25 protein-coding genes are annotated in these 26,871 nt (G+C 59.7%); 12 read left to right on the plus strand and 13 right to left on the minus strand.

What is annotated here, in order from left to right; all coding sequences use genetic code 11:
* Positions 1 to 519 precede the first annotated feature (519 nt).
* From O8B93_RS27045 to O8B93_RS27065, 5 genes are all read right to left on the minus strand, one after another.
* Positions 520 to 2,118, minus strand: coding sequence for an ABC transporter substrate-binding protein (locus O8B93_RS27045; RefSeq protein ID WP_269712979.1), 1,599 nt, complete (start codon positions 2,116 to 2,118; stop codon positions 520 to 522).
* 34 nt (positions 2,119 to 2,152) lie between these two features.
* Complete coding sequence (locus O8B93_RS27050; RefSeq protein ID WP_269712980.1) at positions 2,153 to 3,352, minus strand: M20 aminoacylase family protein; 1,200 nt, start codon at positions 3,350 to 3,352, stop codon at positions 2,153 to 2,155.
* A 91-nt stretch (positions 3,353 to 3,443) separates the two neighbouring features.
* A complete protein-coding gene (locus tag O8B93_RS27055) occupies positions 3,444 to 4,628 on the minus strand; it encodes an LLM class flavin-dependent oxidoreductase (protein ID WP_269712981.1) in 1,185 nt (394 codons plus the stop codon).
* Entirely contained in the window at positions 4,619 to 5,515 is an 897-nt protein-coding gene (locus O8B93_RS27060; protein WP_269712982.1) for an NmrA family NAD(P)-binding protein, read from the minus strand. The genes O8B93_RS27055 and O8B93_RS27060 overlap by 10 nt, the downstream gene beginning before the upstream one ends.
* A gap of 7 nt (positions 5,516 to 5,522) precedes the next feature.
* Positions 5,523 to 6,590 (minus strand): ABC transporter substrate-binding protein, encoded by a 1,068-nt coding sequence (locus O8B93_RS27065; RefSeq protein ID WP_269712983.1) that lies wholly within the window; start codon positions 6,588 to 6,590, stop codon positions 5,523 to 5,525.
* A gap of 354 nt (positions 6,591 to 6,944) precedes the next feature.
* Here O8B93_RS27065 and O8B93_RS27070 point away from each other — a divergent pair, with 354 nt between their 5' ends.
* The gene (locus O8B93_RS27070; protein ID WP_142841347.1) at positions 6,945 to 8,252 is read left to right on the plus strand and encodes an NtaA/DmoA family FMN-dependent monooxygenase; all 1,308 of its coding nucleotides are present in this window, start codon (positions 6,945 to 6,947) and stop codon (positions 8,250 to 8,252) included.
* Positions 8,253 to 8,331: 79 nt separating this feature from the next.
* Here O8B93_RS27070 and O8B93_RS27075 read toward each other — a convergent pair whose 3' ends face one another.
* Positions 8,332 to 9,357, minus strand: a complete 1,026-nt coding sequence (locus O8B93_RS27075) for an LLM class flavin-dependent oxidoreductase (protein ID WP_269712984.1) — start codon at positions 9,355 to 9,357, stop codon at positions 8,332 to 8,334.
* A 423-nt stretch (positions 9,358 to 9,780) separates the two neighbouring features.
* Between O8B93_RS27075 and O8B93_RS27080 the strand changes: the two genes are divergently transcribed.
* The 3 genes from O8B93_RS27080 (at position 9,781) to O8B93_RS27090 (ending at position 13,245) form a co-directional block, all read left to right on the plus strand.
* Complete coding sequence (locus O8B93_RS27080) at positions 9,781 to 10,929, plus strand: mandelate racemase family protein (protein ID WP_269712985.1); 1,149 nt, start codon at positions 9,781 to 9,783, stop codon at positions 10,927 to 10,929.
* A gap of 6 nt (positions 10,930 to 10,935) precedes the next feature.
* Positions 10,936 to 11,565, plus strand: a complete 630-nt coding sequence (locus O8B93_RS27085) for an SGNH/GDSL hydrolase family protein (RefSeq protein ID WP_142841353.1) — start codon at positions 10,936 to 10,938, stop codon at positions 11,563 to 11,565.
* A gap of 81 nt (positions 11,566 to 11,646) precedes the next feature.
* Positions 11,647 to 13,245: an ABC transporter substrate-binding protein gene (locus O8B93_RS27090; protein ID WP_174031353.1), complete on the plus strand. Its 1,599-nt coding sequence runs from the start codon at positions 11,647 to 11,649 to the stop codon at positions 13,243 to 13,245.
* Positions 13,246 to 13,518: 273 nt separating this feature from the next.
* Here the strand turns inward: O8B93_RS27090 and O8B93_RS27095 are convergent, their stop codons facing one another.
* The 4 genes from O8B93_RS27095 to O8B93_RS27110 are packed head-to-tail and all read right to left on the minus strand — an operon-like array spanning position 13,519 to position 17,027.
* Entirely contained in the window at positions 13,519 to 14,277 is a 759-nt protein-coding gene (locus O8B93_RS27095; RefSeq protein ID WP_269712986.1) for an ABC transporter ATP-binding protein, read from the minus strand.
* Positions 14,277 to 15,113: an ABC transporter ATP-binding protein gene (locus O8B93_RS27100; protein ID WP_269712987.1), complete on the minus strand. Its 837-nt coding sequence runs from the start codon at positions 15,111 to 15,113 to the stop codon at positions 14,277 to 14,279. Before O8B93_RS27100 ends, O8B93_RS27095 begins: the two co-directional genes overlap by 1 nt.
* 4 nt (positions 15,114 to 15,117) lie before the next feature.
* Entirely contained in the window at positions 15,118 to 16,005 is an 888-nt protein-coding gene (locus O8B93_RS27105; RefSeq protein ID WP_269712988.1) for an ABC transporter permease, read from the minus strand.
* Complete coding sequence (locus O8B93_RS27110; protein WP_080829574.1) at positions 16,005 to 17,027, minus strand: ABC transporter permease; 1,023 nt, start codon at positions 17,025 to 17,027, stop codon at positions 16,005 to 16,007. Before O8B93_RS27110 ends, O8B93_RS27105 begins: the two co-directional genes overlap by 1 nt.
* A gap of 305 nt (positions 17,028 to 17,332) precedes the next feature.
* Between O8B93_RS27110 and O8B93_RS27115 the strand changes: the two genes are divergently transcribed.
* Entirely contained in the window at positions 17,333 to 17,968 is a 636-nt protein-coding gene (locus tag O8B93_RS27115; RefSeq protein ID WP_269712989.1) for a LysE family translocator, read from the plus strand.
* A gap of 27 nt (positions 17,969 to 17,995) precedes the next feature.
* Here O8B93_RS27115 and O8B93_RS27120 read toward each other — a convergent pair whose 3' ends face one another.
* Both O8B93_RS27120 and O8B93_RS27125 read right to left on the minus strand, forming a co-directional pair.
* The gene (locus O8B93_RS27120) at positions 17,996 to 18,724 is read right to left on the minus strand and encodes a FadR/GntR family transcriptional regulator (protein ID WP_269712990.1); all 729 of its coding nucleotides are present in this window, start codon (positions 18,722 to 18,724) and stop codon (positions 17,996 to 17,998) included.
* Between the two features lie 95 nt (positions 18,725 to 18,819).
* Positions 18,820 to 19,803: a GlxA family transcriptional regulator gene (locus O8B93_RS27125; protein ID WP_269712991.1), complete on the minus strand. Its 984-nt coding sequence runs from the start codon at positions 19,801 to 19,803 to the stop codon at positions 18,820 to 18,822.
* 130 nt (positions 19,804 to 19,933) lie between these two features.
* On the opposite strand from O8B93_RS27125, the gene O8B93_RS27130 reads away from it, so the two are divergent.
* The 7 genes from O8B93_RS27130 (at position 19,934) to O8B93_RS27160 (ending at position 24,821) form a co-directional block, all read left to right on the plus strand.
* Positions 19,934 to 20,761, plus strand: coding sequence for an alpha/beta fold hydrolase (locus O8B93_RS27130; protein WP_269712992.1), 828 nt, complete (start codon positions 19,934 to 19,936; stop codon positions 20,759 to 20,761).
* A 26-nt stretch (positions 20,762 to 20,787) separates the two neighbouring features.
* Positions 20,788 to 21,579, plus strand: a complete 792-nt coding sequence (locus O8B93_RS27135) for an SDR family NAD(P)-dependent oxidoreductase (protein WP_269712993.1) — start codon at positions 20,788 to 20,790, stop codon at positions 21,577 to 21,579.
* A gap of 13 nt (positions 21,580 to 21,592) precedes the next feature.
* A complete protein-coding gene (locus O8B93_RS27140; protein ID WP_269712994.1) occupies positions 21,593 to 22,078 on the plus strand; it encodes a hypothetical protein in 486 nt (161 codons plus the stop codon).
* Between the two features lie 262 nt (positions 22,079 to 22,340).
* Positions 22,341 to 23,636, plus strand: a complete 1,296-nt coding sequence (gene blh, locus O8B93_RS27145) for a bifunctional sulfur transferase/dioxygenase Blh (RefSeq protein WP_269712995.1) — start codon at positions 22,341 to 22,343, stop codon at positions 23,634 to 23,636.
* A complete protein-coding gene (gene bigR, locus O8B93_RS27150; RefSeq protein ID WP_269712996.1) occupies positions 23,630 to 23,983 on the plus strand; it encodes a sulfite-sensing transcriptional repressor BigR in 354 nt (117 codons plus the stop codon). Before blh ends, bigR begins: the two co-directional genes overlap by 7 nt.
* Positions 23,980 to 24,387 (plus strand): YeeE/YedE family protein, encoded by a 408-nt coding sequence (locus O8B93_RS27155; RefSeq protein ID WP_269712997.1) that lies wholly within the window; start codon positions 23,980 to 23,982, stop codon positions 24,385 to 24,387. The genes bigR and O8B93_RS27155 overlap by 4 nt, the downstream gene beginning before the upstream one ends.
* Positions 24,384 to 24,821, plus strand: coding sequence for a YeeE/YedE family protein (locus tag O8B93_RS27160; RefSeq protein WP_269712998.1), 438 nt, complete (start codon positions 24,384 to 24,386; stop codon positions 24,819 to 24,821). Before O8B93_RS27155 ends, O8B93_RS27160 begins: the two co-directional genes overlap by 4 nt.
* 74 nt (positions 24,822 to 24,895) lie before the next feature.
* Here the strand turns inward: O8B93_RS27160 and gpmI are convergent, their stop codons facing one another.
* A complete protein-coding gene (gene gpmI, locus O8B93_RS27165; RefSeq protein WP_269712999.1) occupies positions 24,896 to 26,413 on the minus strand; it encodes a 2,3-bisphosphoglycerate-independent phosphoglycerate mutase in 1,518 nt (505 codons plus the stop codon).
* Positions 26,414 to 26,871 lie beyond the last annotated feature (458 nt).

The following is a 26,871-nucleotide window of genomic DNA, read 5'->3' on the forward strand; positions in this document are numbered from 1 at the left end:
AAAGATCGAGATGTGCTTTTGCAACGTCGCATCCGATGTAAACAGGGTGTACCATGGCAAGCCTCATCCTGTGCTACGAGGTCCGCGCTCACGGCCTCTGTCAACTGTTCAGGTTGGGATTATCAAGAGCGGGCGGAGGCCAAAGCCAGCAAACGGTCTCAATCGACCAGGACCCCGACGGCCTTCCGCCCGCAACCCTTATACCATAACTCCAATACACAGGACCCCGGATCTAGTCCGGGGTGACGGAGTGGGGATGAACTCACATTTCAAAACGCTTACTCACTTTTCCAGGCCGTCGACAAATCCCCATAGGCAATGTCGATAGTCGTGACGAGCGACTTCAGACTGGTATTGCGCAGAATGACGGTCGGCAAAGCGACGATGGAGAAATTCGGCAGGTCGTCGCCGGTGATTTTCTGGATGTCGCGGAATTGCGCCGCCCGTTTTGTTTCATCCACCTCGATGGCGGCCGCACGGAAAAGATCATCCACCTTGGGGTTATTGTAGTGGGCGGCATTAACGTAAGGCGCCGGGTTCTTGATGCCATCGNAAATCCCCATAGGCAATGTCGATAGTCGTGACGAGCGACTTCAGACTGGTATTGCGCAGAATGACGGTCGGCAAAGCGACGATGGAGAAATTCGGCAGGTCGTCGCCGGTGATTTTCTGGATGTCGCGGAATTGCGCCGCCCGTTTTGTTTCATCCACCTCGATGGCGGCCGCACGGAAAAGATCATCCACCTTGGGGTTATTGTAGTGGGCGGCATTAACGTAAGGCGCCGGGTTCTTGATGCCATCGGACCAGTAGAGACGCTGCACGCCCGCCGTCGGATCGAACAGCCGGCTGATGCCGTTCACCGTCAGGTCGAAACCGCGCTCGGTGTAAACGCGCTTGATGAAGGTAGCGAGATCGCCTTCGACGATGTCTACCTTCACGCCGAGTTTGCCGAAGGAAGAGCGCAGATAGTCGGCTGTTTTGCGGAAGACGTCGGATGGCAGGAAGGCAAGCCGCAGCGAGAAGCGGGTGCCATCAGCACCTCTCGGGTAACCGGCCTTGTCCAGCAATTCGTTCGCTTTGGCGAGATCGAAGGGATAGGTAAAAGGCTTTTCATCATTATAGGCGGTGAAGACGGCCGGGATGTTCGACCCGGCCGGTTTGGCCGTGCCGAAGAAGATCGCGTCATTGATGAAATCGCGGTCGATGGCATGGGCCAGCGCGTGGCGGACTTCCTTTTTGGCGAGGATCGGGTTTTCCAGATTGAACTCGAAGATGGCGGCATTGTTGAGATAGGAGTCTGTATAGACCTCCACCGCAAGCTTCGGATTTTGCCGCAGACGCTCCAGATCGCTGTAGGAAACGTCAGCGGTGTAATCCGCCTCCCCCGTTTCCACGGAAATGGTGGTGGAGGCCGCATCCGCAACGAAGCGTGCCACGAAACCATCGAGATAAGGCAGATCGGCCTGCCAGTAATGCGGGTTCTTCTTCAGCTTCACATAGCTGCCGCGTTTCCATTCCTCGAACACGAAGGGGCCGGTGCCGATGGGCGCATTACCGTTCGGGCTTTCATTGTAGTTTTCCGAAGCATAGGCGTGGGCCGGCAGTATGGGCGTTTCGCCGCCCGTCAGCGCGCGCAGAAGGTAGGGTGCGGGTTTGGAAAGCACCACCACCGCCGTCAGCGGATCGGGCGTTTCGATATCGGCAATATTGGCAAAGGTGATACGCCCGCGCGGACCGACCTTCTTGAAGGCGAGCAGCGAAAATTTAACATCCTGCGCGGTGAAATCCTTGCCGTCATGCCATTTGACGCCCTTGCGCAGCTTGAACGTGTGACGCAGCCCGTCTGCCGACGTTTCCCAGCTTTCCGCCAGAACCGGATGCGGTTTGAACTCGCCGTCGAACCGCACCAGCCCTTCAAGGATTTTCGTGGAAATGGCGCGGGTGCGCGTATTGGAATCGGAAAGCGGCACGAGCGTCGTCGGCTCGCCGAGACCCGCAAGAGTAACGATCCCGCCCTTTTTCGGCGTTTCCGCCGCCAGCGCAGGCAAGGACGGCAACAGCATGGCCCCGGCAAGCGCGGCACTCAAAAGCAATGTCTTACGTCTTGTAATATTCATGGATGTTTCCTCGTAGAGACTTGTTTTCAAATTTTCAGGCAGGTTTCAGCCGGGTTTCCACCAGCCGGGCAAACAGCGTGGCGCCAACCGGCAAGATGGCGTCATCGACGATGAAACCGGGATTGTGGGCAGGCACGGTGCCGGAATGACCAAGGGTGAAAAACGCGCCGGGCGCATGTTTCAGGAGATCGGCGAAATCCTCGCTGCCCATGAAGCGGCCGGGTTCAGTGGAAACGCGCTCGTCTCCCAGAACCTCGCGGGCCACGCCAGCAACGATCTCCACAGACGCATCGTCATTGGTGAGAACCGAGAATATGTCGCGAATATCCACCTCGGCGGTCAGGCCATGGGCCGCGGCAAGGTGATTGGAAATCGTGCGGATGCGCTCCCGGATGGTTTCGCGCACGCTGTCGGAAAAAGCCCGCACCGTTCCGGCAATCGAGGCCGTTTCGGGAATGACATTATACGCCGACCCCGCCTCGATACGCGTGATCGACAGCACGGCGGGATCGGTCGGCGACACGTTGCGGCTAACGATCGTCTGCAAGGCCTGAATGAGTTCGCCCGTCGCCGGCACCGGATCACGCGAAACATCGGGGTGGGCGGCGTGGGCGCCCCTGCCCTTCAGCCGGATATCGAAGAAATCCGCTCCTGCCAGAATGGTGCCGGGCGAAACCTTGAGATGATTGGGCGCGGCATGAGTGGAATTATGCAGCCCGTAAATCTCGTCGATCGGAAAATCCTTGAACAGCCCATCGGCAATCATGGCGCGCGCGCCGCCAAGACCTTCTTCGGCCGGCTGGAAAATGAACACCACCGTGCCAGCGAAATCGCGGGTTTCCGCCAGATAACGCGCGGTGCCGAGCAGGATGGTAGTGTGCACATCATGCCCGCAACCGTGGAACTTGCCGGGATAGACCGACGAATAGGGCAGTCCGGTTTCCTCCGGCATCGGCAAGGCGTCCATATCGGCCCTGAGCCCGATGGAGCGATTGCCCGCATGGCGGCCGCGCAACACACCGACCACGCCGGTCTTGCCATAACCACGATGCACCTCGATGCCCCAGGAGCCGAGCTTTTCGGCAACGATGCCTGAGGTGCGCACTTCCTCGAAACCGATTTCAGGGTGCTGATGCAGATCGTGGCGGATGGAGACGAGTTCGGGAACATAGGTCCCAATCCGGTCCAGAATTTTCGGTGCTGATGTTTTGACGGGATCGACGGCGATATTCACGGTATCTCCTCAGGGCAAAAAAAATCGTTTTCGCAATCGACCGATTGCGAAGGGTTAGCTTCGGAACTGGAAAATCAGGGCTGGAAAGGCGTCAGAGCCTCAGGCCAGCCTCCTTCATCAAGGGCAGAATGCGTTCGGCGAAGTAATCAAGGTCTTCACGGAAATCGTAGAAATTCAGCTGAACCCCATCAATGCCAGTCTTTTTCAGACCGACAAGCTGCTCGACCACCTGCTCGGGCGAACCGATGATTTCAATATTGCCGCCGAGATTGCGGCCCTGCTTGTGGCGCGCATCGCCGCGGCCGCGCCAGGCATGGGCGTCGCTGTCGTAGTTATTGGTGGCGAAGGCACGGGTGCCGGCCTGCGGTTTTCCAGCCTCGATGGCATCGGCATAAGCGATCGCCTCCTTTTCCGTATCGCGACTGACAATGATCGGATTGATGAGCGTCTTCACCTGCCGGCCATAGGCTTTGGCACGGTTCTTGATCGTGGCGACATGATCGGGCAGCGTTTCCAGCGCGCTGTCTATATGCGCCCCGCCGGGCGAAGTGACGAAAACCAGATCGGAATGGCGGGCGGCAAAATCGATACCGGCAGGCGAACCCGTCGCCGTCACCAGCGGCGGGCGGCCGAAGGCCGGTTTCGGCGTGATCCAGCCATTGTTGATTGCCCAGGGATTGAGCTTGCCTTCATAGGAGAAGTTTTCTGTCTCACCCCACAGGCGGTGAAGCACATCGAACAATTCATCCGCCATATCATAACGCTTGTCATGGTCGATCCGCTGCCAGCCGAACATTTCGTGCTCGATGGCGCGGTGGCCGGTGACGATGTTGATGCCCCAGCGCCCCTTGGCGATATGATCCAGCGTCGCGCCATATTTGGCGAGATGCAGCGGATGCAGAGGCCCGTAAAGCACATGGATGGTGGAGATCAGCAGAATGCTCTTCGTCACCGCCGCCATGGCGCCAAGCGCGATGAAGCTGTCGAGTGAGGATTCGCCGTCATATCCGCCCTTGGGCAGCCATTGGGTGCGGCTGAAGGCGATTTCGAAACCAAGTTCCTCCGCCCGCTTCACCAGTTCGACGTTATAATCGAAAGTCCAGCTGTTGCTGGTCGGCAGGCTGGAGAAATTGATGTCCTGCAGATTGAGGAACAGGCCCAGCATCAGCGGCTGTTTTACCGCCCGGCTGAGCGGGCTGTCGTCAAAATCGGCAGGACTTTTCAGTTCAAGACCTTTCAGCTCCGAACCATCGGGCAAAGGAACACTCAGCGCCATGTCTTTTCTCCCTCGGAATGATCACCCTGCGGGTTGGCTGCGGCCAACCGGGTGCGCAGGTAGCTCTCCACGCCGCGGGGTTGACGACCGGTGATCTGGTCGATGGTATCGGTGACGGATGCCGCCAGACCTTCGCGGATGAGTTGCCCGAATTCGCCGATCGCTTTCTGTTCGAACACGCCAATATCCGGTGGAAAGGCCAGCACGGCATCATGCGAAACACCAACCGACCGATGCAGGATACGGGCCGCGATGCGGGCGATCTCCAGCCCCGTCAGGGCTTCGCCGCCGGTCAGCACCAGGGGGCCGGCAAGCGCTGCGTCGGCAGTCAGCGCGTGAACCGCCACATCGGCGATATCATCGGCATCGATGAAGGAGACGGCCGCATTGCCGAACCGGGCGGGCACATCCTCACCCTTGCGCAACGCGGCGACAACGGGTTCCAGCGCCACCTGCATCCATGCATTCGGCCGCAGCACCGTATGTGCTATGCCGGTTCTGGCGAGATACGCCTCCACCTCGGCATGGGCCGCACCCGAGATGGAGCGGGCGGCATTTTTAATGGTCCAGTCGGAGCCGGATATTTTTACGATCCGCAAAGCACCGGCCGAGAGAGCCGCATCGATGACCGCCTTCTGGTCAACAGCCAGCGTTTCTCCGATGGGGGAAAGCACAAAGACGGCATTTATGCCGCGTGAAGCCTCCTTCAGGCTGGCCGGATCAGAAAAATTCCCCTCCGCAATCTCGACCCTGTCACTCCAGAGCTTCAGCGCATCCTCGCGCCTGCGGGTCAGCACGCGAACTCTTTCCTGTTTTTGCAGAAGACGGCTGACAACACGCTGGCCGAGCTTGCCGGTTGCACCCGTTACAAGAATGGTGGCTGCCATGACGTCCTCACTTTCCAGCTTTGTGTTGTGCAGTCTCTTGCAGTGAAGAAAGAGCGCGTGGATCGGCCCAGTCCCGCACATCGAAATCGTCAGGGATAAATTTCCATTCCAGCAGGAAATCCTTGAAATGGCTCAACGCATCCAGCTCCGCCGGATCGAGATCGAGCCGCAGATTTTGGTGCACATCCGCGCCATTGGCAGCCAGAACCGCCTCTTCGCTGACGCCGATCTCTCGGGCGATGAAACGCACGGCCTCCGTCGGGTTGTCATTTGCCCACTGGGCAACCCGCTGAACGGTGGCCACCAGTTCCGCCACCAGATCGGGCCGCTCATCGGCAAAGGTAGCGTCCACCGTCAAGGGACGTGGCGTGCCATTGTTGATGCGGATTTTCGGATCGGGATGAAACCCGGTCGAGACGACGACCTGAGCACCGATGAGATTGGCGACGGTGACACCTTCGGCGCCCTTGACGAAAAACGCATCGATCTGGCCGCGGTGCAGTGCTGTAATTTCCTCGCCATAGGGAAGCCGCCGGCGCAGGCCATGGAAACGCTCATCCGTTGGACCAAGCAGCACCGGCTCTCTTGCTGTCAGATCGACAAGTTCGACATCGGCAACGGTGAGATCGGAAACGGTGAGTGCCGACACGATGCCCTTCAGCGACGTGGCCCGCTGGAAATCGATGGTTTCATTCGGACGTTTCGGCAGGCCGATGCGCCGCCCCTTCAAATCGCGGCCCCTGCTTATTCCGCTTGCGGGCAACGCGATGACCGCCTGAAACTCATCGGTTCTCGTCAGCCCCACCAGCCGCGTCTGCCGGCCACCCGCCTTCGCCCAGATTGGCGGGATGTTGCCGCCCTGGCGGAAGGACCAGTCCAGCCGATGATCGAAATGGCTCTGCCTGATAGCTGGATCAGCCGCATCACGAATGGAGGAAACGGAGATGCCATGACCGGCAAAACGCTCCTCTATCCAGCCAAGCTGCACCGCGATGGAAAGCGGCGTTGGTGCCGGGCAGCGGGTGTACCAGAGGGTCACGGGTTGGGTTGCTCGGCGAAGGGCGGCATCAGCCATGGCGGTCGTCCTCGAAATTGCGATCTGGACAGCACGCTACACGCCGCAGGGTATTTTCTATAGATAAAGTGTACTATTTAGAAGGCGATTGAAGAAATTCGTTTCCATAACACTAGGCCCTCGCACGGTGAACGAAATATCCTTTCGAAAATGGCGTTATTTCCGAACACAACGCCCAACGCAGCCACTCCTATCAGCGGCATCCACGTGGGAGCCGGAAAAGCCATGGCTCGAAAGTTTTTCTTCTCCCAGCAGCAAGGATTTTTAACTCGCGACCGCAATCGCGGCTGTTACGCTTTCGGACAATTGCACCCGCCACAGGCTGGAATCCCATACAGACGGAAAAATAAAAGCATGAGCAACACCAAACGCCGGCTCAATCTCAATGTCGGCATCAACACAACGGGATATCTTCCCAATGCCTGGAAATACAGAAGCGGAGACCGGCACGATATCAATGATATCGGCTATTACCGGCGGCTGACGGAACTGGCCCACAAAGGCCGGTTCGACGCCGTTTTCCTCTCCGACCACCCGGCGCTGCTGACCGATCCGGCCAGCCGCCCATTTCACACCATCGACCCGCTCATCCTCTCCACCTCACTTGCCGCGCAGGTGCCGGATATCGGTTTTGTGGCGACGATATCCTCCACCTATAATTCACCCTATAATTTTGCGAGACGGACGCAGTCTATCGACGTGGTCACCGGCGGCCGGCTGATCGTCAACATCGTCTCCTCCTTCAATCCCAATGTCGCGGCCAATTTCGGCAACGATCCGCTGCCACCACGCAGCGAACGTTATGCCAAGGCCACCGAATTTCTCGATGTCGCGAAAAAGCTCTGGTCGAGCTGGGATCCGCGCCGTGAGGGAGACGTGCCGGAAGATCGCTTCTGGGATGCCGCAACGGCGGAAACCATCGATCACGAGGGGCAATATTTCCACGTAAAAGGGCCGCTCAACGTTCCACGCGGGCCGCAGGGACATCCCGTCATCGCGCAGGCCGGCGCTTCCGAAGGTGGCATCGATCTGGCGGCTCGCCATGGCGAGATCATCTATTGCAACATCCTGTCACGCCCGGCGGGTCAGGCCTTCGGCAAAAAGGTGCGTGACCGTGCTGTCTCTTTCGGCCGCGATCCCGCCGGCATCCGCATCGTTCCCGGCCTTGTCGTCATTCTCGGCGAGACCCGTGAGGAAGCGCTGCGCAAGCATGAACTCTTCAGCGGGACCGGCTCGGAAGACGGGCTTCTGGCGCGTTTCGCCAAGGAAAACGGCATTGATCCGCGCGATTTCAACCCGGATATAAAACTCGACGGCGAGCGCTTCATTCCCGACCAGAACCGGCAATGGGCTGTTGGCATGGGGCTTGGCCTTTCCGAGCTGCTGACCCATGAAAAGCTCACCGCCCGTGAGGCCGTGCGCCGCTCCGAGGGGCACCACCGGCTGCTGCTTGGCACGCCGGAAGAGGTGGCGGATGGCATCATCGACCTCTGGCAGGATGGCACGGTGGATGGCTACACCCTGCAGCCACCGCGCGCGCCCGATGATATTGCCGAATTCGTCGAAAAGGTCGTGCCGGTGCTGCAGGACCGCGGTGTTTATCCGCGTGAATATGACGGTGCGACGATCCGCGACCGCTATGGTCTGCCTTATCCCGATTAAACCGAGGATGTGGCGCGGTTAAAGCGCCACACCCCCATCGTCCGCCCCGCGGACGGCAATGGCGGGTGCCAGGGACATATTATTGACCCGCCACCTTCAAAACCGGCCGGCCGCCGGAAAGCTGTGGCACGACGGAGGCGAAATCCGTGACGATCTGGCGATAATCTTCCGGCTGGAACTCATAGGGCAACTCCAGACGGAATTCCGAGACATGCGGCAGCACGGGATCACGCGACAGCGTCTCCAGAATCTCCTCAGTGGTGCCAACGATGTCGGGCAGGAAAAGCGTGCGGCGCGCGCCATGCGGCGTATGTGTGCGCTTGTCACGCTCAGCGGCGAATTCGGCATAACGACGGCGTGTCGCGGGGCTTGCGCTATCGGTTGGCAGGATCACCCGTCCCAGCGCGACACGCGGCTGGCGCTCATGCGCCCATTCCTGCCGGAAGCGGGCGACGAGAGCCGCCTGCGCGATCAGAAAATCATCGGTGTTTTCACCGCTGACGATATTACCGGTCAGAAGATTGAACCCTGCCCTGCCGGCCCAACGGGCGGAGTTCTGCGATCCGCCGCCATACCACAGCCGGTCGGTCAAACCCCTGGCGAAGGGCCGAAGGCGCGGCACCTGCGCACCAGCGGCATTGCCGGCCTCCGTGTCATTGGACAAAGGTTCCGATCTCAAAGCTTTCGCCAGCTTTTCCGCGCGGGCGTGGCTGTAATCCGCATCGGCAGCAATATCGACATAGTCCGAAATGAGATGCGCAAAGGGCGGCGCGCCCACCGAAACGCCAACATTCAGCCGTCCGTGTGACAGGACATCAACCGTGGCAAGATCCTCGGCCAGCCTGAAGGGATTTTCATAACCCAGCTGAATGACGGCGGTGCCTAGCCCGATCCGCTTCGTGCGCTGCGATGCAGCGGCAAGAAAAGTGGCTGCCGAGGAAACGCCCCGTTCCAGATGGCGCTGACGCACCCAGGCGCTGTGATAACCCAGCGCCTCCCCGGCTTCGAAAAGCTGCAGGGTTTCTTCCAGCCCCTTTGCAGGGTCATCATCGTGATAATTGCCGGGAACCAGAAAGGCGAAATGGGAAATACGGGAAAGAGGCATAGTGAACGTCCGGGAATGGTTGTTGACGGAAGACGGGCTCAGGCGACGCTGCTGCGGCCGTTCTTCCGTGCCGCGCATACTCCAGCAGAATGCCCGATGAAGGGCGCGGCTTGCACGGCATGGTCTTTTATAGTCCCGGTCATTGTTGAAAGATCGTTGCGCGATTTAATAGTCTACTAAAATTATGGGTTATTCGCGAAGAGCTTGCCGCGTCCTGCTCTCCACTTCCCCCGTCCCCTTCGCAGCTCCGAACAGCCACAAAGCCGGTCTGGCCTACGGCGCCAGATACGAGCTACCCGACAAAAAACTTGATTTCCGCCTCAAACATGTAATACAGATTATCATACATGTTGACAAATAACGCATACATGTATGACATTGCGGCAATCATGAACGCTGCGATACCTGCATGAGGGAGGAATTATGATCATCACCGACGTCGAGGTCCGTGTTTTCCGCACGACGACCCGTCGCCACTCGGACAGCGCCGGTCACGCGCATCCGGGGCCGGCGCATCAGGTGGAACAGGCCATGCTGACCATCCGTACGGAAGATGGGCAGGAAGGCCACTCCTTCACCGCGCCGGAGATCGTTCGCCCGCATGTCATCGAAAAATTCGTCAAGAAAGTCCTGATCGGTGAGGACCATCGCGACCGCGAACGGCTGTGGCAGGATCTTGCCCACTGGCAGCGCGGTTCGGCCGCACAGCTGACGGACCGCACATTGGCGGTGGTGGATTGCGCATTGTGGGACCTTGCCGGCCGCTCGCTCAACCAACCTGTATACAAGTTGATCGGCGGTTATCGCGACAAGGTGCTGGCCTATGGCTCGATCATGTGTGGTGACGAGCTGGAAGGCGGGCTGGCGACGCCGGAAGATTACGGCCGTTTTGCCGAAACGTTGGTGAAGCGCGGTTACAAGGGCATCAAGCTGCACACCTGGATGCCGCCGGTCAGCTGGGCGCCGGATGTGAAGATGGACCTTAAGGCCTGCACCGCCGTTCGTGAGGCGGTTGGCCCCGATATTCGCCTGATGATCGACGCTTTCCACTGGTACTCCCGCACCGATGCGCTGGCGCTGGGGCGTGGCCTCGAAAAACTCGGTTTCGATTGGATCGAGGAGCCGATGGATGAACAGTCGCTGTCTTCCTATAAATGGCTTTCCGACAATCTCGATATTCCGGTCGTCGGCCCGGAAAGTGCGGCCGGCAAGCATTGGCACCGCGCCGAATGGATCAAGGCCGGCGCCTGCGATATTCTGCGCACCGGCGTTAACGATGTCGGTGGCATTACTCCGGCGCTGAAGACCATGCATCTGGCCGAGGCCTTCGGCATGGAATGCGAAGTGCATGGCAACACGGCCATGAACCTGCACGTTGTTGCCGCCACCAAGAATTGCCGCTGGTATGAGCGTGGCCTGTTGCACCCCTTCCTCGAATATGATGACGGCCACGATTATTTGAAATCGCTGTCCGACCCGATGGATCGCGACGGCTTCGTGCATGTCCCTGACCGACCGGGCCTTGGCGAGGACATCGATTTTACCTTCATCGACAACAACAGGGTGAGGTAACGGGCGATGAAAACGGTGCTCGCCTTCGGAGACAGCCTCACCTGGGGCGCGGACCCGGCAACGGGTCTGCGGCACCCCGCCGAACACCGCTGGCCGGAGGTTCTGGAGGCCGCGCTTGCCGGAAAGGCGAAGGTTCACCCGGAAGGACTTGGCGGGCGCACCACCTGCTACGATGACCATGCCGGCCCCGCCTGCCGCAATGGCGCGCGGGCGCTTGAAGTCGCGCTGTCGTGCCACATGCCGCTTGATCTCGTCATCATCATGCTGGGCACCAACGATATCAAGCCGGTGCATGGCGGGCGGGCGGAAGCCGCAGTTTCCGGCATGCGGCGGCTGGCCCAAATTGTCGAGACCTTTATCTACAAGCCGCGCGAGGCGGTGCCGAAACTGCTGATCGTCGCACCGCCGCCCTGCGTCGCAGGCCCCGGCGGAGAACCCGCGGGCGGGCGGGACATCGGCCAATCGCTTAGGCTTGCGCCGCTTTACCACAAACTCGCTGCCGAACTGGGGCACGCCTTCTTTGATGCCGGATCGGTTGCCAGCGCTTCACCGGTGGATGGCGTGCATCTGGACGCGCCGGCAACGGCGGCAATCGGCCGGGCGCTCGCAGCACCCGTCAGAGAGATTCTTGGCTGATCCTGCGACGCCCGAGGAGGAACCGGGCGCGAGGATCAAAACGTGGAAAGGCCGTATGAACCGGCCATATTGGGAGGAAAAATGAAACATTTTCTTGCAACCGCAGCGCTTGGCGCATTGCTGATCGGCGCCATGCCGCTCAGTGTTTTCGCCGAAACGCCTAAAGACCAGCTCATCGTTGCCACAACCATGAGCAATATCCTGACCCTCGATCCCGCCGCCATCACCGGCCGCGAGACCGTGCAGGTTCTGAACAACGTCTATGACACGCTGGTCGTGCTTTCGCCTGAAGATCGCAGCGTGCAGCCCCGCCTCGCGGAACGTTGGGAAATTGCCGAAGACCGGAAATCCATCCGCTTCCATCTGCGCGCCGATGCCAAATTCGCCTCCGGCAATGCCGTGACGGCAAAGGACGTGGCGTGGAGCCTGAAACGCCTGCTCGCCCGCAACCTGGCGCAATCCTCCTTCCTGAAAACCCGTGGTTTCAAGCTGGAGGAAGCCGACAAGCTGTTCGTTGCCGAGAACGACCAGACCTTCGTGCTGAATATTCCGAAGCCCGACGACCCCAACCTGCTTCTGATGATCCTTGCGCAGAACGGTCCCGGCTCGATCATCGACAGCAAGACCGCGCTTGAAAATGAAAAGGACGGCGATCTGGGCGGCGCATGGCTGACGCTGAACTCCGCCGGCTCCGGCCCCTTCAAGCTGACGCAATGGAAATCCAACGAATATATCATCCTCACCCGCAACGACGATTATTGGGGTGAGAAGGCCAAGATGAAGCGCATCCTGATGCGTCATCTGCCGGAATCGCAGTCGCAGCGGCTGATGCTGGAAAAAGGCGATATCGACGTTGCCTATTCCCTGCAAGCCCCAGACCTGAAATCGCTTGAGGCCGACAAGGCCGTCACCATCGAATCCACCCCCGGCTCCGGCTTTTATTACCTCAGCGTTTCGATGAAGGATGAGAAATTCGCCAACAAGAAGGTGCGCGAGGCCCTGCGTTACCTGATCGATTACGACGGTCTCGACAAGGCGGTCATGCCCTATTACGGCAAGCTGCATCAGCGCTCCCTCAGCACCGGTGTGATGGGCGCGCTGCCGGACCAGGGCTACAAGCTCGACATCGAAAAAGCCAAGGCGCTTCTGGCTGAGGCCGGTTATCCCAACGGGTTCAAGACGACGCTGCGCGTACTCTCGGAAGATCCTTTCATGAAGGCGGCAACGGCGATCCAGAACACGCTGGCGCAGGCCGGTATTCAGGCCGAACTGATCAGCGGTTCCGGCGACCAGATCTATGGCGCCATGCGCGAGCGGAATTTCGAACTGCTGCTCGGCCGCGGCGGCGGCGGCCAACAGCCACATCCCGACAACAACCTGCGCTCCATCGCCTATAATCCCAACAATGCCGACGACGCCAAGCTGACCAACTATCAGAGCTGGCGGACAAGCTTCTTCGATGAAAAGCTGAACAAGATGATCGAAGAAGCGCTTGTCGAGCGCGACGTGGCGAAACAGACGAAGCTTTATGAGGATTTGCAGGGCTACATGGATGAAATCGTCATGTCCATTCAGCCCTTCTCCGAGGTCATCGACACCGCCGCCTTCCGTAGCGACATCAAGGGCATGATCGTCAGCCCCTGGCTTTCGCGGTTTGAAGAGGTGAGCAAGGAGCGGTGATGTATTCAGTACGCAGTCATCCTCGGGCTTGACCCGAGGATCCATGGCTTCAACCGCTTATGGATCCTCGCCTCAAGGGCGAGGATGACGGCGGGGAAGCGAATCTGGTAGTGGAATTTGTAATCCCTGAGGCGCGGCTAACCCCGCTCCTTTTCTTTTTCTACCTACGCTCGGCATCATTCCAAAAAAATGCCCGGCAGGGAGGCCGGGCAAGGAAGGAGGATGTTGTTATCCGTGACGCCCCGGAGGATGACAGTCACGTTTTGGAAGCCGTCAAACGCCTTCATATTCCAGAGAGGCACCGATCAGTTCGCGCGCATAGGCATGCGTCGCGCCATTGCCGGCGATGGCCTCCCGCGGCAGGATTTCGGTGATTTCACCGCGCAGCATCACCGCGAACCGGTCGCACATGTGGTCGACCACGGCGAGATCGTGGGTGACCATGATATAGGTGAAGCCGCGCTCTTCCCGCAGCCGCTGCAACAGGTTGAGGATTTCCGCCTGCACCGAGACATCGAGAGCCGAGGTCGGCTCATCAAGCAGGAGCAGAGACGGTTCGAGGATCAGCGCCCTGGCAATCGCCACACGCTGCCGCTGGCCGCCGGAAAGTTGATGCGGAAAGCGGTCGAGAAAGGAGACGGGCAGGCCGACATCGGTGATGACCTTGCGCATGCGCTCTTCACGGTCGCCGAGCTTGTGGATCGCAAGCGATTCCGAAAGCACGGTGCGCACAGACTGGCGGGGATGCAGTGACCCGTAGGGGTCCTGAAACACCATCTGCAGCATGCGGCACCGCTCGATCAGCGGCATGTCACGCACCGACCTGCCGTCGATGAGGATGTCGCCGGTCCAGAAATCGTTGAGCATGGACACGCAGCGCAGAACGGTGGATTTGCCGGAGCCACTTTCGCCGACAAGGCCGAAACATTCGCCCGGCTCGACGCGGAAGGATACCGAAGGCAGCACGTTCAGCGCCTTATGGCCGCTGCCGAAGGTGATGGAGAGATCGCGGGTTTCAACGGAAACGGCCATTATACTTTCTCCTCCAGCCATTCGGGACGGCGGTCCAGCACCGCAAGCGGTGCGCGCGAGCCGCCGATGCGCGGCTGCGCCGCCAACAGGCCGCGCGTATAGGGATGCTGCGCCTGATCGAGATCGCGTGCGGCAAGCGTTTCTACCACGCGGCCCGCATACATGATGAGGACCCGGTCACAGAAATTGCGCACGAGATTGAGGTCGTGGCTGATCATGATGAGGCCGATGCCTCGGTCTCGCACTAGACCATCGAGAATGTTCAGCACCTGCAGCCGCACCGTCACGTCAAGCGCCGACGTCGGTTCGTCGGCAATGACGAGATCGGGATCGGCGAGCAGCATCATGGCGATCATCACGCGCTGACCCATGCCGCCGGAGATTTCATGCGGATATTGCTCATAGACGCGCTCCGCATCGCGGATTTTCACCGCATCGAGCATGGCCAACGTCTTTTCACGGGCTTGCGATTTCGACGCCTTAAAGTGGCGCAGATAGGTTTCCGTCACCTGATCACCGACCCGGCGAATAGGGTTAAGGGAAAATTTCGGATCCTGAAGGATCATCGACATGCGCCGGCCACGCACCTTCAGCATCTCTTTTTCACTGAGCGCGAGAAGATCAATCCCTTCGAAATCGAGCTTGTCAGCGGTAATCGTCGCCGATGGCAAAAGGCGCAGCAAAGCCCGGCCGACGGTGGATTTGCCAGAGCCGCTTTCGCCAACGATGCCGAGCCGTTCCCGGCCAAGCGTAAAGGAGATGCCACGCACCGCCTCGGTTGCCGAGCCGCCGTAACGAATGCGGAGATTTTCGACGTCAAGGATTGGTTTTTCCATGGCCTTATCTCCGGTTCATCTGTTTCGGATCGAGCGCATCGCGCAGGCCGTCGCCTAAAAGATTGAAGGCGAGGCTGACGGAGAGGATCGCAACACCGGGGAACGTCACCAGCCACCAGCTGTCCAGCATATAACGCCGCCCGGTGGCGATCATCGCCCCCCACTCCGGCAGTGGCGGCTGCGCGCCGAGACCAAGAAAGCCGAGGCCGGCAGCAGTCAGAATAACGGTCGCCATGTTCAGCGTCAGGCGGATCAGCACCGAAGGCAGGCACATGGGCATGATAGATTTGACGATGATGCGCAACGGCGAGGCACCCTGAAGCCGTGCGGCGGCAATGTAATCCGCCTTGCGGAAGGTCATGGCTTCGGCGCGGGCGAGACGCGCGATCGGCGGCCACGAGGTGAGCGCAATGGCGATGATCGCATTGTTGAGGCTCGGCCCAAGCGCCGCGACGAAGGCAAGCGACAGGATGAGGCTCGGGAACGACAGGAAAATATCCGTGATGCGCATCATCACCGTATCGAACTTGCCGCCGAGATAACCGGAAGCCGTGCCGACCAGAAGGCCGACCGGACCGACGATGATCGACACCAGCGTGATGATGGTGAGCGTGATGCGTGCACCCCAGAGCAGACGGCTGTAAATATCGCGTCCCAGCTCATCCGTACCGAAGACATGGCCATTACCCGGCGCCTGCAGCGTGTTGGCGAGATCCTGCGCGTAAGGGTCATGCGTCGCGAGCCAGGGCGCGAAGATCGCGGCGATGACGAGGAGCAGCAGGACAGCCAGGCCGAAGGCCGATGTCGGGCTTTTCAGCAGGAAGAGGATGATGTTCTTCAGCGCGTTTAACGGCACGGGAAGACGAGAGGAGGTTTCTGCACGAGCCGTCATCAGCGGGTCCTCGGATCGAAAAAGCGGTAGAGAATGTCGGACAGGAGATTAAGCCCGATGAAGATGACGCCGACGATAAGCACGCAGGTCATCACGGCATTCATGTCGCCGATGATAAGATTGCTGGTGAGATATTGCCCGAAACCCGGCCAGGCGAAGACGGTCTCAATGAGCACCGCGCCTTCCAGCAGCGAGCCGTAAGCAAGGGCGATGATGGTGACGAGCTGCACGCGAATATTGCCGAAAGCATGCAGCCACACCGTCTGCCGCTGCGACAGGCCTTTGACGCGGGCTGTCGTCACATATTCCTGACCCAGCTGATCCAGCATGAAGCTGCGCGTCATCCGGGTGATATAGGCCGAGGAGGAATAACCGAGCAAGGCGGCGGGAAGGATGAGGTGGTTGATGGCCGACCAGAACACTTCCATATCGCCGGCAAGCAGGCTGTCTATCAGCAGGAAGCCCGTCCGCTCCTCCACCAGACCGATATAGAACTGGTCCATGCGGCCGCCGCCGCCGACAAGGCCAAGATGGGCGTAAAAAACGATCAGCGCGATCATACCCGTCCAGAAAATCGGCATGGAATGGCCGAACAGGCTGAGTACGCGCACCAGATGGTCCTGCCAGCGGTCTTTGTTGACGGCGGCATAAACACCCATGGGAATACCGAGGCCGGCACCGATCAGGATAGCGAAGGTCGCAAGTTCCATCGTCGCCGGCATGACCCGGATGATATCTTCGATCACCGGGCGGCCGGTGCGGATCGAGGTTCCGAAATCGCCGGTGAAGACATCACCGAGATAATAGATGAACTGCTGCCACAGCGGCCGGTCGAAGCCGAGCGCATGGTAAACCTGTTCATAGGTTTCGCGCGTCGCGTCCTCACCGACGATCGCCCGCACGGGATCGGCAGGCATCAGACGGCCGATAAAAAAGGTCAGCAGCAACAATCCAAGCAGCGTAACCGCAATGCTTCCGATCTGGCCGGAGAGGCCATACAGCGAAAGGCGTCTTCTTGACATGATTCCTCCCTTGCCAGAAACCGAACGCGCAAGGAGATAGGCACAATCCTGTCTGACAACTATTCACAAGTTGTCACAGGTGTTGAATGCTGTCAAGCATGTGCTGCCAAAATCGATAGTGCCAAGAGCAGCGAAATGTATGCACCGCGTTGTTTCGAGCTGCGGTTGCGGCACCCTTGTTTCACAGAAAAATCGCCCGCATTGCCGCAAATGCAAAAGCCTGTATTCTCCCGCTTAACAAGAGGCGGACATGGAAGCTTGTGGCGATATCGCCGACAATGTCTGCCACCTCGGGGGAGGAAAATATGATCGACATGACACTTCTGGCCTTTGCCGTGGTCGCCTTCATCGGCATTGCGACGCCCGGCTCAACCGTCTTGCTGGCGCTTGCCAATGGCTCGAAATTCGGCGTGCGTCGCGCCATGATCGGTATGGTCGGCGCTGTCTTTTCGGATTTCGTCCTGATCGGCGCCGTTGCACTGGGATTGGGGGCTCTCCTCGCCGCCTCGGAATTCTGGTTCGGCGTCGTCAAATGGGTGGGTGTTTGTTACCTGGTTTTCCTCGGCATCATGCTTTTGCGCTCAAGAGGGACGCTTGATGGCGCTCTTGGTTCGACGGAGGCAAACGGGGCAGCATCGGCGCGCTCGATCTTTCTGAAAAGCTTTCTCGTCGCCGTGACCAACCCCAAGGGATATCTGTTCTTTTCGGCCTTCCTGCCGCAATTCATCGATCCTGCCGCGCCGCAAATCCAGCAATATGCCGTGCTTGCGCTGGTCTTTGCCGGCATCGATTTCATCGTCATGTTCGGATACGCGTTGCTCGGCGCGCAGGCGGTCAGGATGTTGCGCAAGTCCGGCGCCCTGTGGCTCGACCGCATCTGCGGCGGTGCGCTGCTGACGCTTGCCGCCTCCCTTGCCCTTTACCGACGGGCCAGCGCATAAGCCATTGCCGTTCCTGCTGTTTCCGTCTCACTCAGCTATGGTGCGGGAACGCAGAAGCACCTTGTAACGCTCAAGGCTGCCGCGCAGATGCGCCGCCATATATTGGCGCGCAGCATCGGCGTCCCCTTCAATGATGGCATCGACGATCTTCGCATGCTCCTCCTGGAGATGCAGATTGTAATCCTTGGGACGGGAACCCGGCGCCGCCCCCTGCAATTCGCCACGGGGAATGATGCCGGAGCGGATGAGCTGGAGAAATTCGGGGAACCGCCGGTTCTGGGTCGCCTGCGCAATCGCCAGATGGAACTCGAAATCCGCGTCGCGTGTCGGCAAACCCGCGCCAAGACAGTCTCCCACCCGCCGATGCGCATCGACAATCGCTTCCACCTGCACGGCGGAACGGCGCGAGGCCGCAAGACCGGCGGATTCGACCTCGAACACGGTGCGCAATTCCAGGAGCTCGATGACAGAGGAAATCCGCCCCACCGCCAGATCGTTGAAAGGTACTTCCTTGGCCGGTTTTGCCTCAACGGCAAAAACGCCTGCCCCCTTGCGGGCTTCAACCAGGCCATCGGCACGAAGAATGGCGATGGCCTCACGCACGACCGTGCGGCTGACGGAATATTCCCGCGTTAACTCGCTTTCGCTCGGAAGCCGGTCACCGGGGCGGAACACGCCTTCCGCCAGATCCCGCCGCAAGGCCGAACTGATTTTCGCCGCAAGCGATACTTGCTTGGTGCTGCTCTCAACGTCCATTCCGGCCCACCTGTTTTAAACCTGTCTGGCATGTTAGCAAACACCCGCCACATTGCAAGGGCCGGCGCCAGCGTCGGTAGAGCCGAAGGTGAGGTTCAGGCGGCCACCATGGCCGAGTTGCTGGAAAAACGGCTCCTATATTCACCCGGCGAAAGCCCGAGAATGCGGTGAAACACGCGGCGGAAGGCGGCGGCATCCTCATAACCCACCGACCACGCGATCTGATCGACCGAACGGCGGGTGAATTCCAGCAATTCCCGCGCCTTGCCGACCCGCAGATGCTGGACATATTCGATGGGCTTCATGCCGGTCGCCGCCTTGAAGCGACGCAGGAAGGTTCGCTCCTCCAGCCCGGCATGGCCGGCCATGTCGGTCACGCTCGTCGCCCGCCCGGCGCGGGCCTGCAGCCAGTGCTGCACCTTCAGGATCGGCTCGTCACCATGCGTCAGCCTCGGTGCGAAACTGCTATAGTGACGCTGTTCCCGCCCGGAAGGGTCGATCAGCAGGAATTTTCCGGTCTCGATCATGACCGAAGGGCCGAGCAGCCGGTCGACGATGCGCAGGCCAAGATCGGTCCACGCCATCAGCCCGCCGGCGGTGATGATATCGCCGTCCTCGATGACGATCTTGTCTATTTCCAGCCGCACATCGGGAAAACGCTCACGAAACCGTTCAGCAAACAGCCAATGCGTCGTGGCCGGGCGAGCGGCCAGAAGCCCGGTCGCGGCGATCATGAAGGAGCCGCCGCAACTGGCCGCCAGCGTCGCGCCTTGCGCGTGCCGGTCCAGCAGCCAGCGAGCGTAAGGCTCTGCCTCTTCGATTTCGGCCGGCCCGGTCAAACGGCCGGGTACAACGAAGATATCGGGATGTCCGGGACCTGGGTCGGTATCATGACAGCGGGAAAACCCACCGCCCTCGCCCATACTCCAGTGACTGACCCGCAATTTCGGCCCGCCACGATCCTGTGAAAATACCGATGCGATGGCGAAAAGATCGGTGATGCCATGTACCATGGCGATCTGACAGTCCCGGTAGAGGACCAGACCGACTTCCAGCGTGCTTCCTGTTACACCCGCCATGCCCCTACCCCTGTTTTGTCAGTTTTGGCTCGCTTTCTGTCAGAAGCGCCAATCCAGCCCCGGCTGCATCAAGAGTATCTCTATTCCCACGGGACGCAAGCAAGCTGCCTGCAACAGGAGAGAGAGAGCCATGACAACGATCACCACCAGAGACGGAACGCACATCTTCTATAAGGACTGGGGTCCGAAAGACGGCCAGCCCATCATCTTCTCCCATGGCTGGCCGCTCAGCGCAGATACCTGGGATGCGCAGATGGTATTCTTCGCCAATAACGGTTTCCGCACCATAGCCCATGACCGCCGCAGCCACGGCCGTTCGGATCAGGTCTGGCACAACAATACCATGGATCAATATGCCGACGATCTCGCCGAACTTATCGAACAACTTGATCTCCACGACATCATTCTGGTCGGCCATTCCACCGGCGGCGGCGAGGTGGCACGTTATATCGGCCGCCACGGCACGGCCCGCGTCGCGAAGATCGCCCTCATCGGGGCGGTGCCGCCGCTGATGCTGAAGACGGAAAGCAATAGCATCGGCCTGCCGATCGATGTCTTCGATGGCATCCGCAAGGGCACCTACGACAATCGCAGCCAGTTCTTCAAGGACCTGACCATTCCCTTTTACGGCTACAACCGCGAAGGCGCCGTGATTTCGGAAGGCATTCGTGAGGAATTCTGGCGGCAGGGCATGATGGGCGGCCTCAAGGGCCAGCTCGACAGCATTCGCGCCTTCTCGGAAAGCGATTTCCATCAGGACCTGAAGGCCTTCGACAAACCGACGCTGGTGCTGCATGGCGATGACGACCAGATCGTGCCGGTCGGCGCTTCAGCACTTTCCACGGTCGGAATAGTCAAACATGCGGCCCTCAAAATCTACGAGGGCGCCGACCATGGCCTGACTCAGACCCATCAGGACCGGTTCAACGCCGATCTCCTCGCCTTCATCAACGCCTGAAACCACCAGACACCGGAGACACGGACATGACACAGAATACCTTTCTCATCACCGGCGCATCCGATGGTATCGGCGCCGTTTATGCCGAACGCCTCGCAAGACGCGGCCACGATCTCATCCTCGTGGCGCGGCGTGCCGAGAAGCTGAAGAAACTGGCAGCGCAGCTGGAAAAGGACCACGGCATTGCCGTCGAGGTTCTCAGCGCCGATCTTTCCAGGGCAGAAGACCTCGAAAAGGTTGAGGTCCGCCTGCGCGAAGACCAGCGCATCACCGGCCTCATCAACAATGCGGGCATTGCCGGGGAAGGCGCCATCACGGCGCTGGACCCGGCCTATGTTACGACGATGATCAACCTCAACATTCTTGCCGTCACCCGGCTCGCGGCAGCCATCGCGCCGCGCCTTTCCGCCGCAGGCAAAGGTACGATCATCAACATGTCTTCGGTCACGGCGCTGATGCCGGCGGCATTCACCGCCGTCTATCCGGCCACGAAGGCTTTCGTGCTCGCCTTCACCGAAGCGCTGCAGGCGCAGCTTTCGCCGTCCGGTGTACGGGTTCAGGCGGTGCTGCCCGGCATCACCCGCACCGCGATATGGGAAGAGGAACGGCTCGACGCCATTCCGGCCGCCATGATCATGGATGTGCACGACATGGTGGATGCGGCCCTTGCCGGTCTCGATCTCGGTGAAGCGCTGACCATTCCTTCCCTGCCGGATACGGCCGACCTTGAAAATTTCCTTGCAGCACGCGCGGCGTTGAGGCCCAATCTGTCGCATGCACTTGCCGCCAGCCGGTATCGTGCAGGCAAAACCGAATAGTGGGAGACGTATCATGATCCTTGGACTGACCATTCCCCAATTCACGACATTGCATGTGGCCATAAGCTTCATCGGCATTGCCACCGGACTGATCGCCCTGCCCGCTTATGCGGTGGGGCGGTGGATGCCGCGCATGACGGCGGTTTTTCTCGTCACCACGCTTGCCACCACGCTTACGGGCTTTCTGTTTCCCATCGGGAATTTCACGCCCGCACTTGGCGTCGGCATCATCTCGACCGCCTTTCTGGCCATCGCCCTCGTTGCGCTTTACGGGTACGGTCTCAATGGCAGATCGCGCATCATCTATACGATTACCGCGACGATCAGCCTTTATTTGAATATGTTCGTATTGATCGTCCAAGCCTTTCTCAAGGTAGAAACCCTCAACAACCTGGCTCCGAACGGCAACGAGCCGCCATTTATCGTGGCTCAGACGGTCCTGCTTCTGGCGGCGATCTGTCTTGGCTGGAAGGCGACGCGCCGCAGGCTCGCGACCTGAAACAAGCCGAAATTCGCATCTGCTTTTTAGAGAAAACGCCTTGTGCCGGAATAGTCTCGGCACAGGGCGTTTTGCGCGCCGAATGCAGCCAATCTCCGTTATTCCGTCACAAAACGAAGAAATCCCGTCTCTAGAATTCCCTCTCGAATCTTCTTGAAAGGATCATGGGAGGTCTTCGGAATGGTGGCAATTTTCAGCCCTTGCAAATAAACATTATACATTATATGATAATATATATTAATTTAGCGAACAGGAGAAGGCGATGAAAGCCGTAAGGATCAACGAGCGTCTGACGGTTGCGGGCCAGCCCATGATTGCCGACTTCCCATCGCTCTCCACCCAGGGCTTTAAAAGCATCATCAATGCCCGGCCCGATGGCGAGGAGCCCGGTCAGCCGGGCAATGCGCAGGAAAAAAGCGCCGCCGGTGCCGCCGGCATGGATTACGGCTTCATCCCGGTCAGTGGCCCCACCATCACTGAAGCCGATATCCGCGCCTTTCAGCAGAAGATGGCCGAGGCCGAAGGTCCGGTTTTTGCCCATTGCAAGGGTGGCACCCGGGCATTGACGCTTTATGTTCTCGGTGAAGCGCTCGACGGGCGTATTCAGCGGAGCGATATTGAGGATTTCGGCAAGACGCATGGTTTTGATCTTTCCGCCGCCACGCGGTGGCTGGAGCGCCAGTCGGCAGCGGTGCCGCACGTCAAGGCGTTTTTCGACCTGCGCACCTGGAGTGTGCAATATGTCGTTTCCGACCCCGCGACCGGCGGCTGCGCCATCATCGATCCGGTCTATGATTTCGATGAAAAATCCGGCGCGACCGGAACGATGAATGCCGACACCATTCTGGACTATGTGAAAAGCCAAGGGCTTTCGGTGGAATGGATTCTCGATACCCATCCGCATGCCGACCATTTTTCCGCCGCTCATTATCTGAAGCAGAAGACCGGTGCAAAGACGGCCATCGGCGCCAAAGTCACCGGCGTGCAGAAGCTCTGGCAGGAGAAATACAACTGGCCCGATTTCAAGACCGATGGTTCGCAATGGGACCGGCTGTTTGCGGCCGGCGACCGGTTCACCATCGGTTCGCTGGAAGCCCGCGTCCTGTTTTCGCCCGGCCATACGCTGGCTTCCGTGACCTATGTGGTGGGCAACGCCGCCTTCGTGCACGATACGCTGTTCATGCCGGATTCCGGCACGGCGCGCGCCGATTTTCCGGGCGGCAGCGCCAAACAGCTCTGGGCATCGATTCAGGATATCCTCGCCCTTCCCGACGATACACGGCTTTTCACCGGCCATGATTACCAGCCGGGCGGCCGCGCGCCGAAATGGGAAAGCACCGTCGGTGAACAGAAACGCAACAATCCGCATCTCGCCGGCATGACGGAGGAGGACTTCATTCGTTTGAGGGAAGCGCGGGATCGCACCTTGCCGATGCCGAAACTCATTCTCCATGCCTTACAGGTCAATATTCGCGGCGGCCGTCTGCCGGAGCCGGAGGCGAATGGCAAGCACTATCTGAAATTTCCGCTCGACGTGCTGGAGGGCAGCACATGGTGACGGAAATCCCGCTGGAAAAACCAAAACATATCGGCGAGATACCCCTGCCCGCCATGGAAAAGCGCGCCACTGAGGTCGCGATACTTTTAAAGACGCTGGCTCACCCTGCCCGGCTGATGCTGGCGTGCACGCTGGCGCAGGGGGAGTTTTCCGTCGGCGAGCTGGAAGCCAAGCTCGATATCCGCCAGCCGACGCTCTCCCAGCAACTCGGCGTGTTGCGGGAAGCGGGTATCGTCGACACACGGCGTGAAGCCAAACAAATCTTCTACCGGCTGGCGGAAGATAAGGCGGCGCGGCTGATAGAGGCTCTCTACGCCATTTTCTGCGCGCCGGAGGAAAATCCGTGACACCCTATTGGCCCTCTCTCTTCGGCGGCATGCTGCTGGGTCTCGCCAGCATTCTGCTGTTTGTCTTCAACGGCCGCATCGCCGGTATCAGCGGCATCATGGGCAAGGCGCTCGGCAGGGAGCCGCGCTTTGCCGATCTGGCCTTCCTGTTGGGCCTGCTGGTCGGGCCTTATCTTTATGCCGCCGCCTTCGGCCGGTTTCCCGCCGTCACCGTGGCAACGCCATGGCCGCTGGTCGTCATTGCCGGCCTGCTTGTAGGATTCGGCGCACGCATGGGCTCCGGCTGCACCTCCGGTCACGGCATCATGGGGCTGGCGCGATTTTCCCGCCGCTCAATCGCCGCCACCGCAACCTTTCTTGTCACCGGCATTTGTGCCGCGACGATAGTGGGAGCGCTGTCATGAAAAATCCGGCCATGGCGCGTCTTGCGCTGGCACTCATCGCCGGCGCGCTGTTCGGCTTCGGCCTCTCACTGTCAGGCATGATCGATCCGGCCCGCGTTTCCGGTTTCCTTGATGTGGCGAGCAGCGATTGGGATCCAAGCCTGATCTTCGTTCTCGGCGGCGCGGTCCTGGTGGCTGTGCCGGGCGTCCTGCTCAGCCGCTTGCGTGTCAGGCCCTTCCTCGCGGAAGATTTCAGCCTTCCCGTGAAAACCCGCATCGACCGGCCGCTCATAACAGGCTCGGCGATTTTCGGACTGGGCTGGGGGCTTGCCGGCTTCTGCCCAGGCCCAGCACTGTCGGCTTTCGCCCTCGGGCTTGCGCCGGTCATCCTCTTCGTCTGCGCCATGATCGCCGGCATGATCGTTCACGACCGGCTCTACGCAACAGAGCCCTAACGCCAACGCTCGTTCACGATAGACGAAAAGCAGAGGGTCGCGCGGGCAAAAAGCACCCACGCGACCACGCTCCATTACAGATCGATCAGGCTCTTGCCCGTCATTTCCGGGGGCAACGGCACGTTCATCAGTTGCAGCAGCGTCGGCGCGACATCGGCGAGAATGCCATCATGCACCTTTGCGCCTTCCGGGCCGCCAAACAGGATCACCGGCACCGGATTGGTGGTGTGAGCCGTATGCGGGCCGCCTGTGACGGGGTCGACCATGGTTTCGCAATTGCCGTGGTCGGCAATGACAAGCATCGCGCCGCCCACCTTTTCGAGAGCAGCAACGACGGCATCAAGCCCGCGATCCACGGCTTCGCACGCCTTGATCGCCGCCTGCAGATCACCTGTATGGCCGACCATGTCAGGATTGGCGTAGTTGGTGACGATCAGGTCATAGCCCTTGCCGATCACCTCGACGAATTTCTCCGTGACCTCCGCCGCGCTCATTTCCGGCTGCAGATCGTAGGTCGCGACCTTCGGGGATTTCGGCATGAAGCGGTCTTCGCCCACTTCCGGCTCTTCCTTGCCGCCATTCAGGAAGAAGGTGACATGCGGGTATTTTTCCGTCTCAGCCAGGCGAAACTGCGTCAACCCCTGCTTTGCAACCCAGGCGCCGAGGGTGTTGACGATATCGCGCTTCGGGTAAGCCGTCGTCATGAAATCATTGTGCCGCGTCGAATACTCCACCATGCCCAGCAGCGCCGAAAGCACGGGCTTTTCGCGCACAAAACCGTCGAAATCATCCGCGCCAATGGCGAGCAGGATTTCACGGGCACGGTCGGCGCGGAAATTCAGGCAGAACAGGCCGTCACCAGCCTTGAAGCCTTCGTAACCATCGATCACCGTCGGCAGGATGAACTCATCCGTGATGTTGTTTTTGTAGCTCTGGGCAACAGCGCTCACCGCATCCCGCGCATGTTCTCCCTTGCCGAGAACCATCGCGTCATAGGCTTTCTCGACACGCTCCCAGCGATTGTCGCGATCCATCGCATAATAACGGCCGATCACCGTGCCGATGCTCGCCCCCTGCGGCAGGCTTGCCACCAGCGCCGCCACGAAATCTTCAGCCGATTGCGGCGCGACATCGCGGCCATCGGTGATGGCATGCACCACAACCTTCAGCCCCTGGCTGATCATCAGCTTCACCGCAGCCTGGCCGTGAAGGATGTGGCCATGGACACCGCCATCGGAAACCACGCACATCAGATGCGCCACGCCGCCCGCAGCCTTTACCGTGGCGGCGAGATCAAGCATCGCCGCATTGCGGAAGAAGCTGCCATCCTCGATAGCCAGATCGATCTGGCCGAGATCCATGGCAACGATGCGGCCCGCGCCAATATTGGTGTGGCCGACTTCGGAATTGCCCATCTGCCCGGTGGGCAGCCCGACATTCGGGCCGAAGGTGGTCAGCGTCGCATTCGGGCAGGTGGCGAAAAGCCGGTCCATGGTGGGCGTATTCGCCAGAACGGGCGCGTTGCTGGATGTATCCTCGTTCAGCCCCCAGCCATCGAGAATAGTCAGGACAACGGGTTTGGGAGTGCGCATGGGAGGACCTTCTTCTTCATTCGGTTGCCGGCGGACAGCGGACCGCCAGGCACCGGAGCGCCCTCGTCCGCCACTATGATCATGGTGAGAAAACATGCTTCTCGTTCTTCTCTTCTATACCCGAAGATGACGAACGCAAGCCTATACCGACAGCGAAACAGTTCCATGAAGGTCGAAAACGCTGGGTGAAAATGCAGTCAAACCACGCGTCCACCCTTGTAACTTGATTTCGTCGCACTGTGATATTGTCGCTCGTGCGGTTGTGGATGGAAGACCGATCCCCCCTGGGGACATTGATCCCGTGAATGAGCCAGGGTCTCCATCCGCCTTTTCATCGAACCCGAACAGTCGCCGGGGCCGCTTGCGTGTGCGAAGCCCGATTAGGCAAGGATGGGATAAGATGGATAATATTGTTGGCATCGATGTTTCCAAGGACCGTCTGGATGTGGCGTTGGCAG

It is taken from the genome of Martinezella rhizogenes, from assembly GCF_027460065.1.
Classification (GTDB): domain Bacteria; phylum Pseudomonadota; class Alphaproteobacteria; order Rhizobiales; family Rhizobiaceae; genus Agrobacterium; species Agrobacterium rhizogenes_C.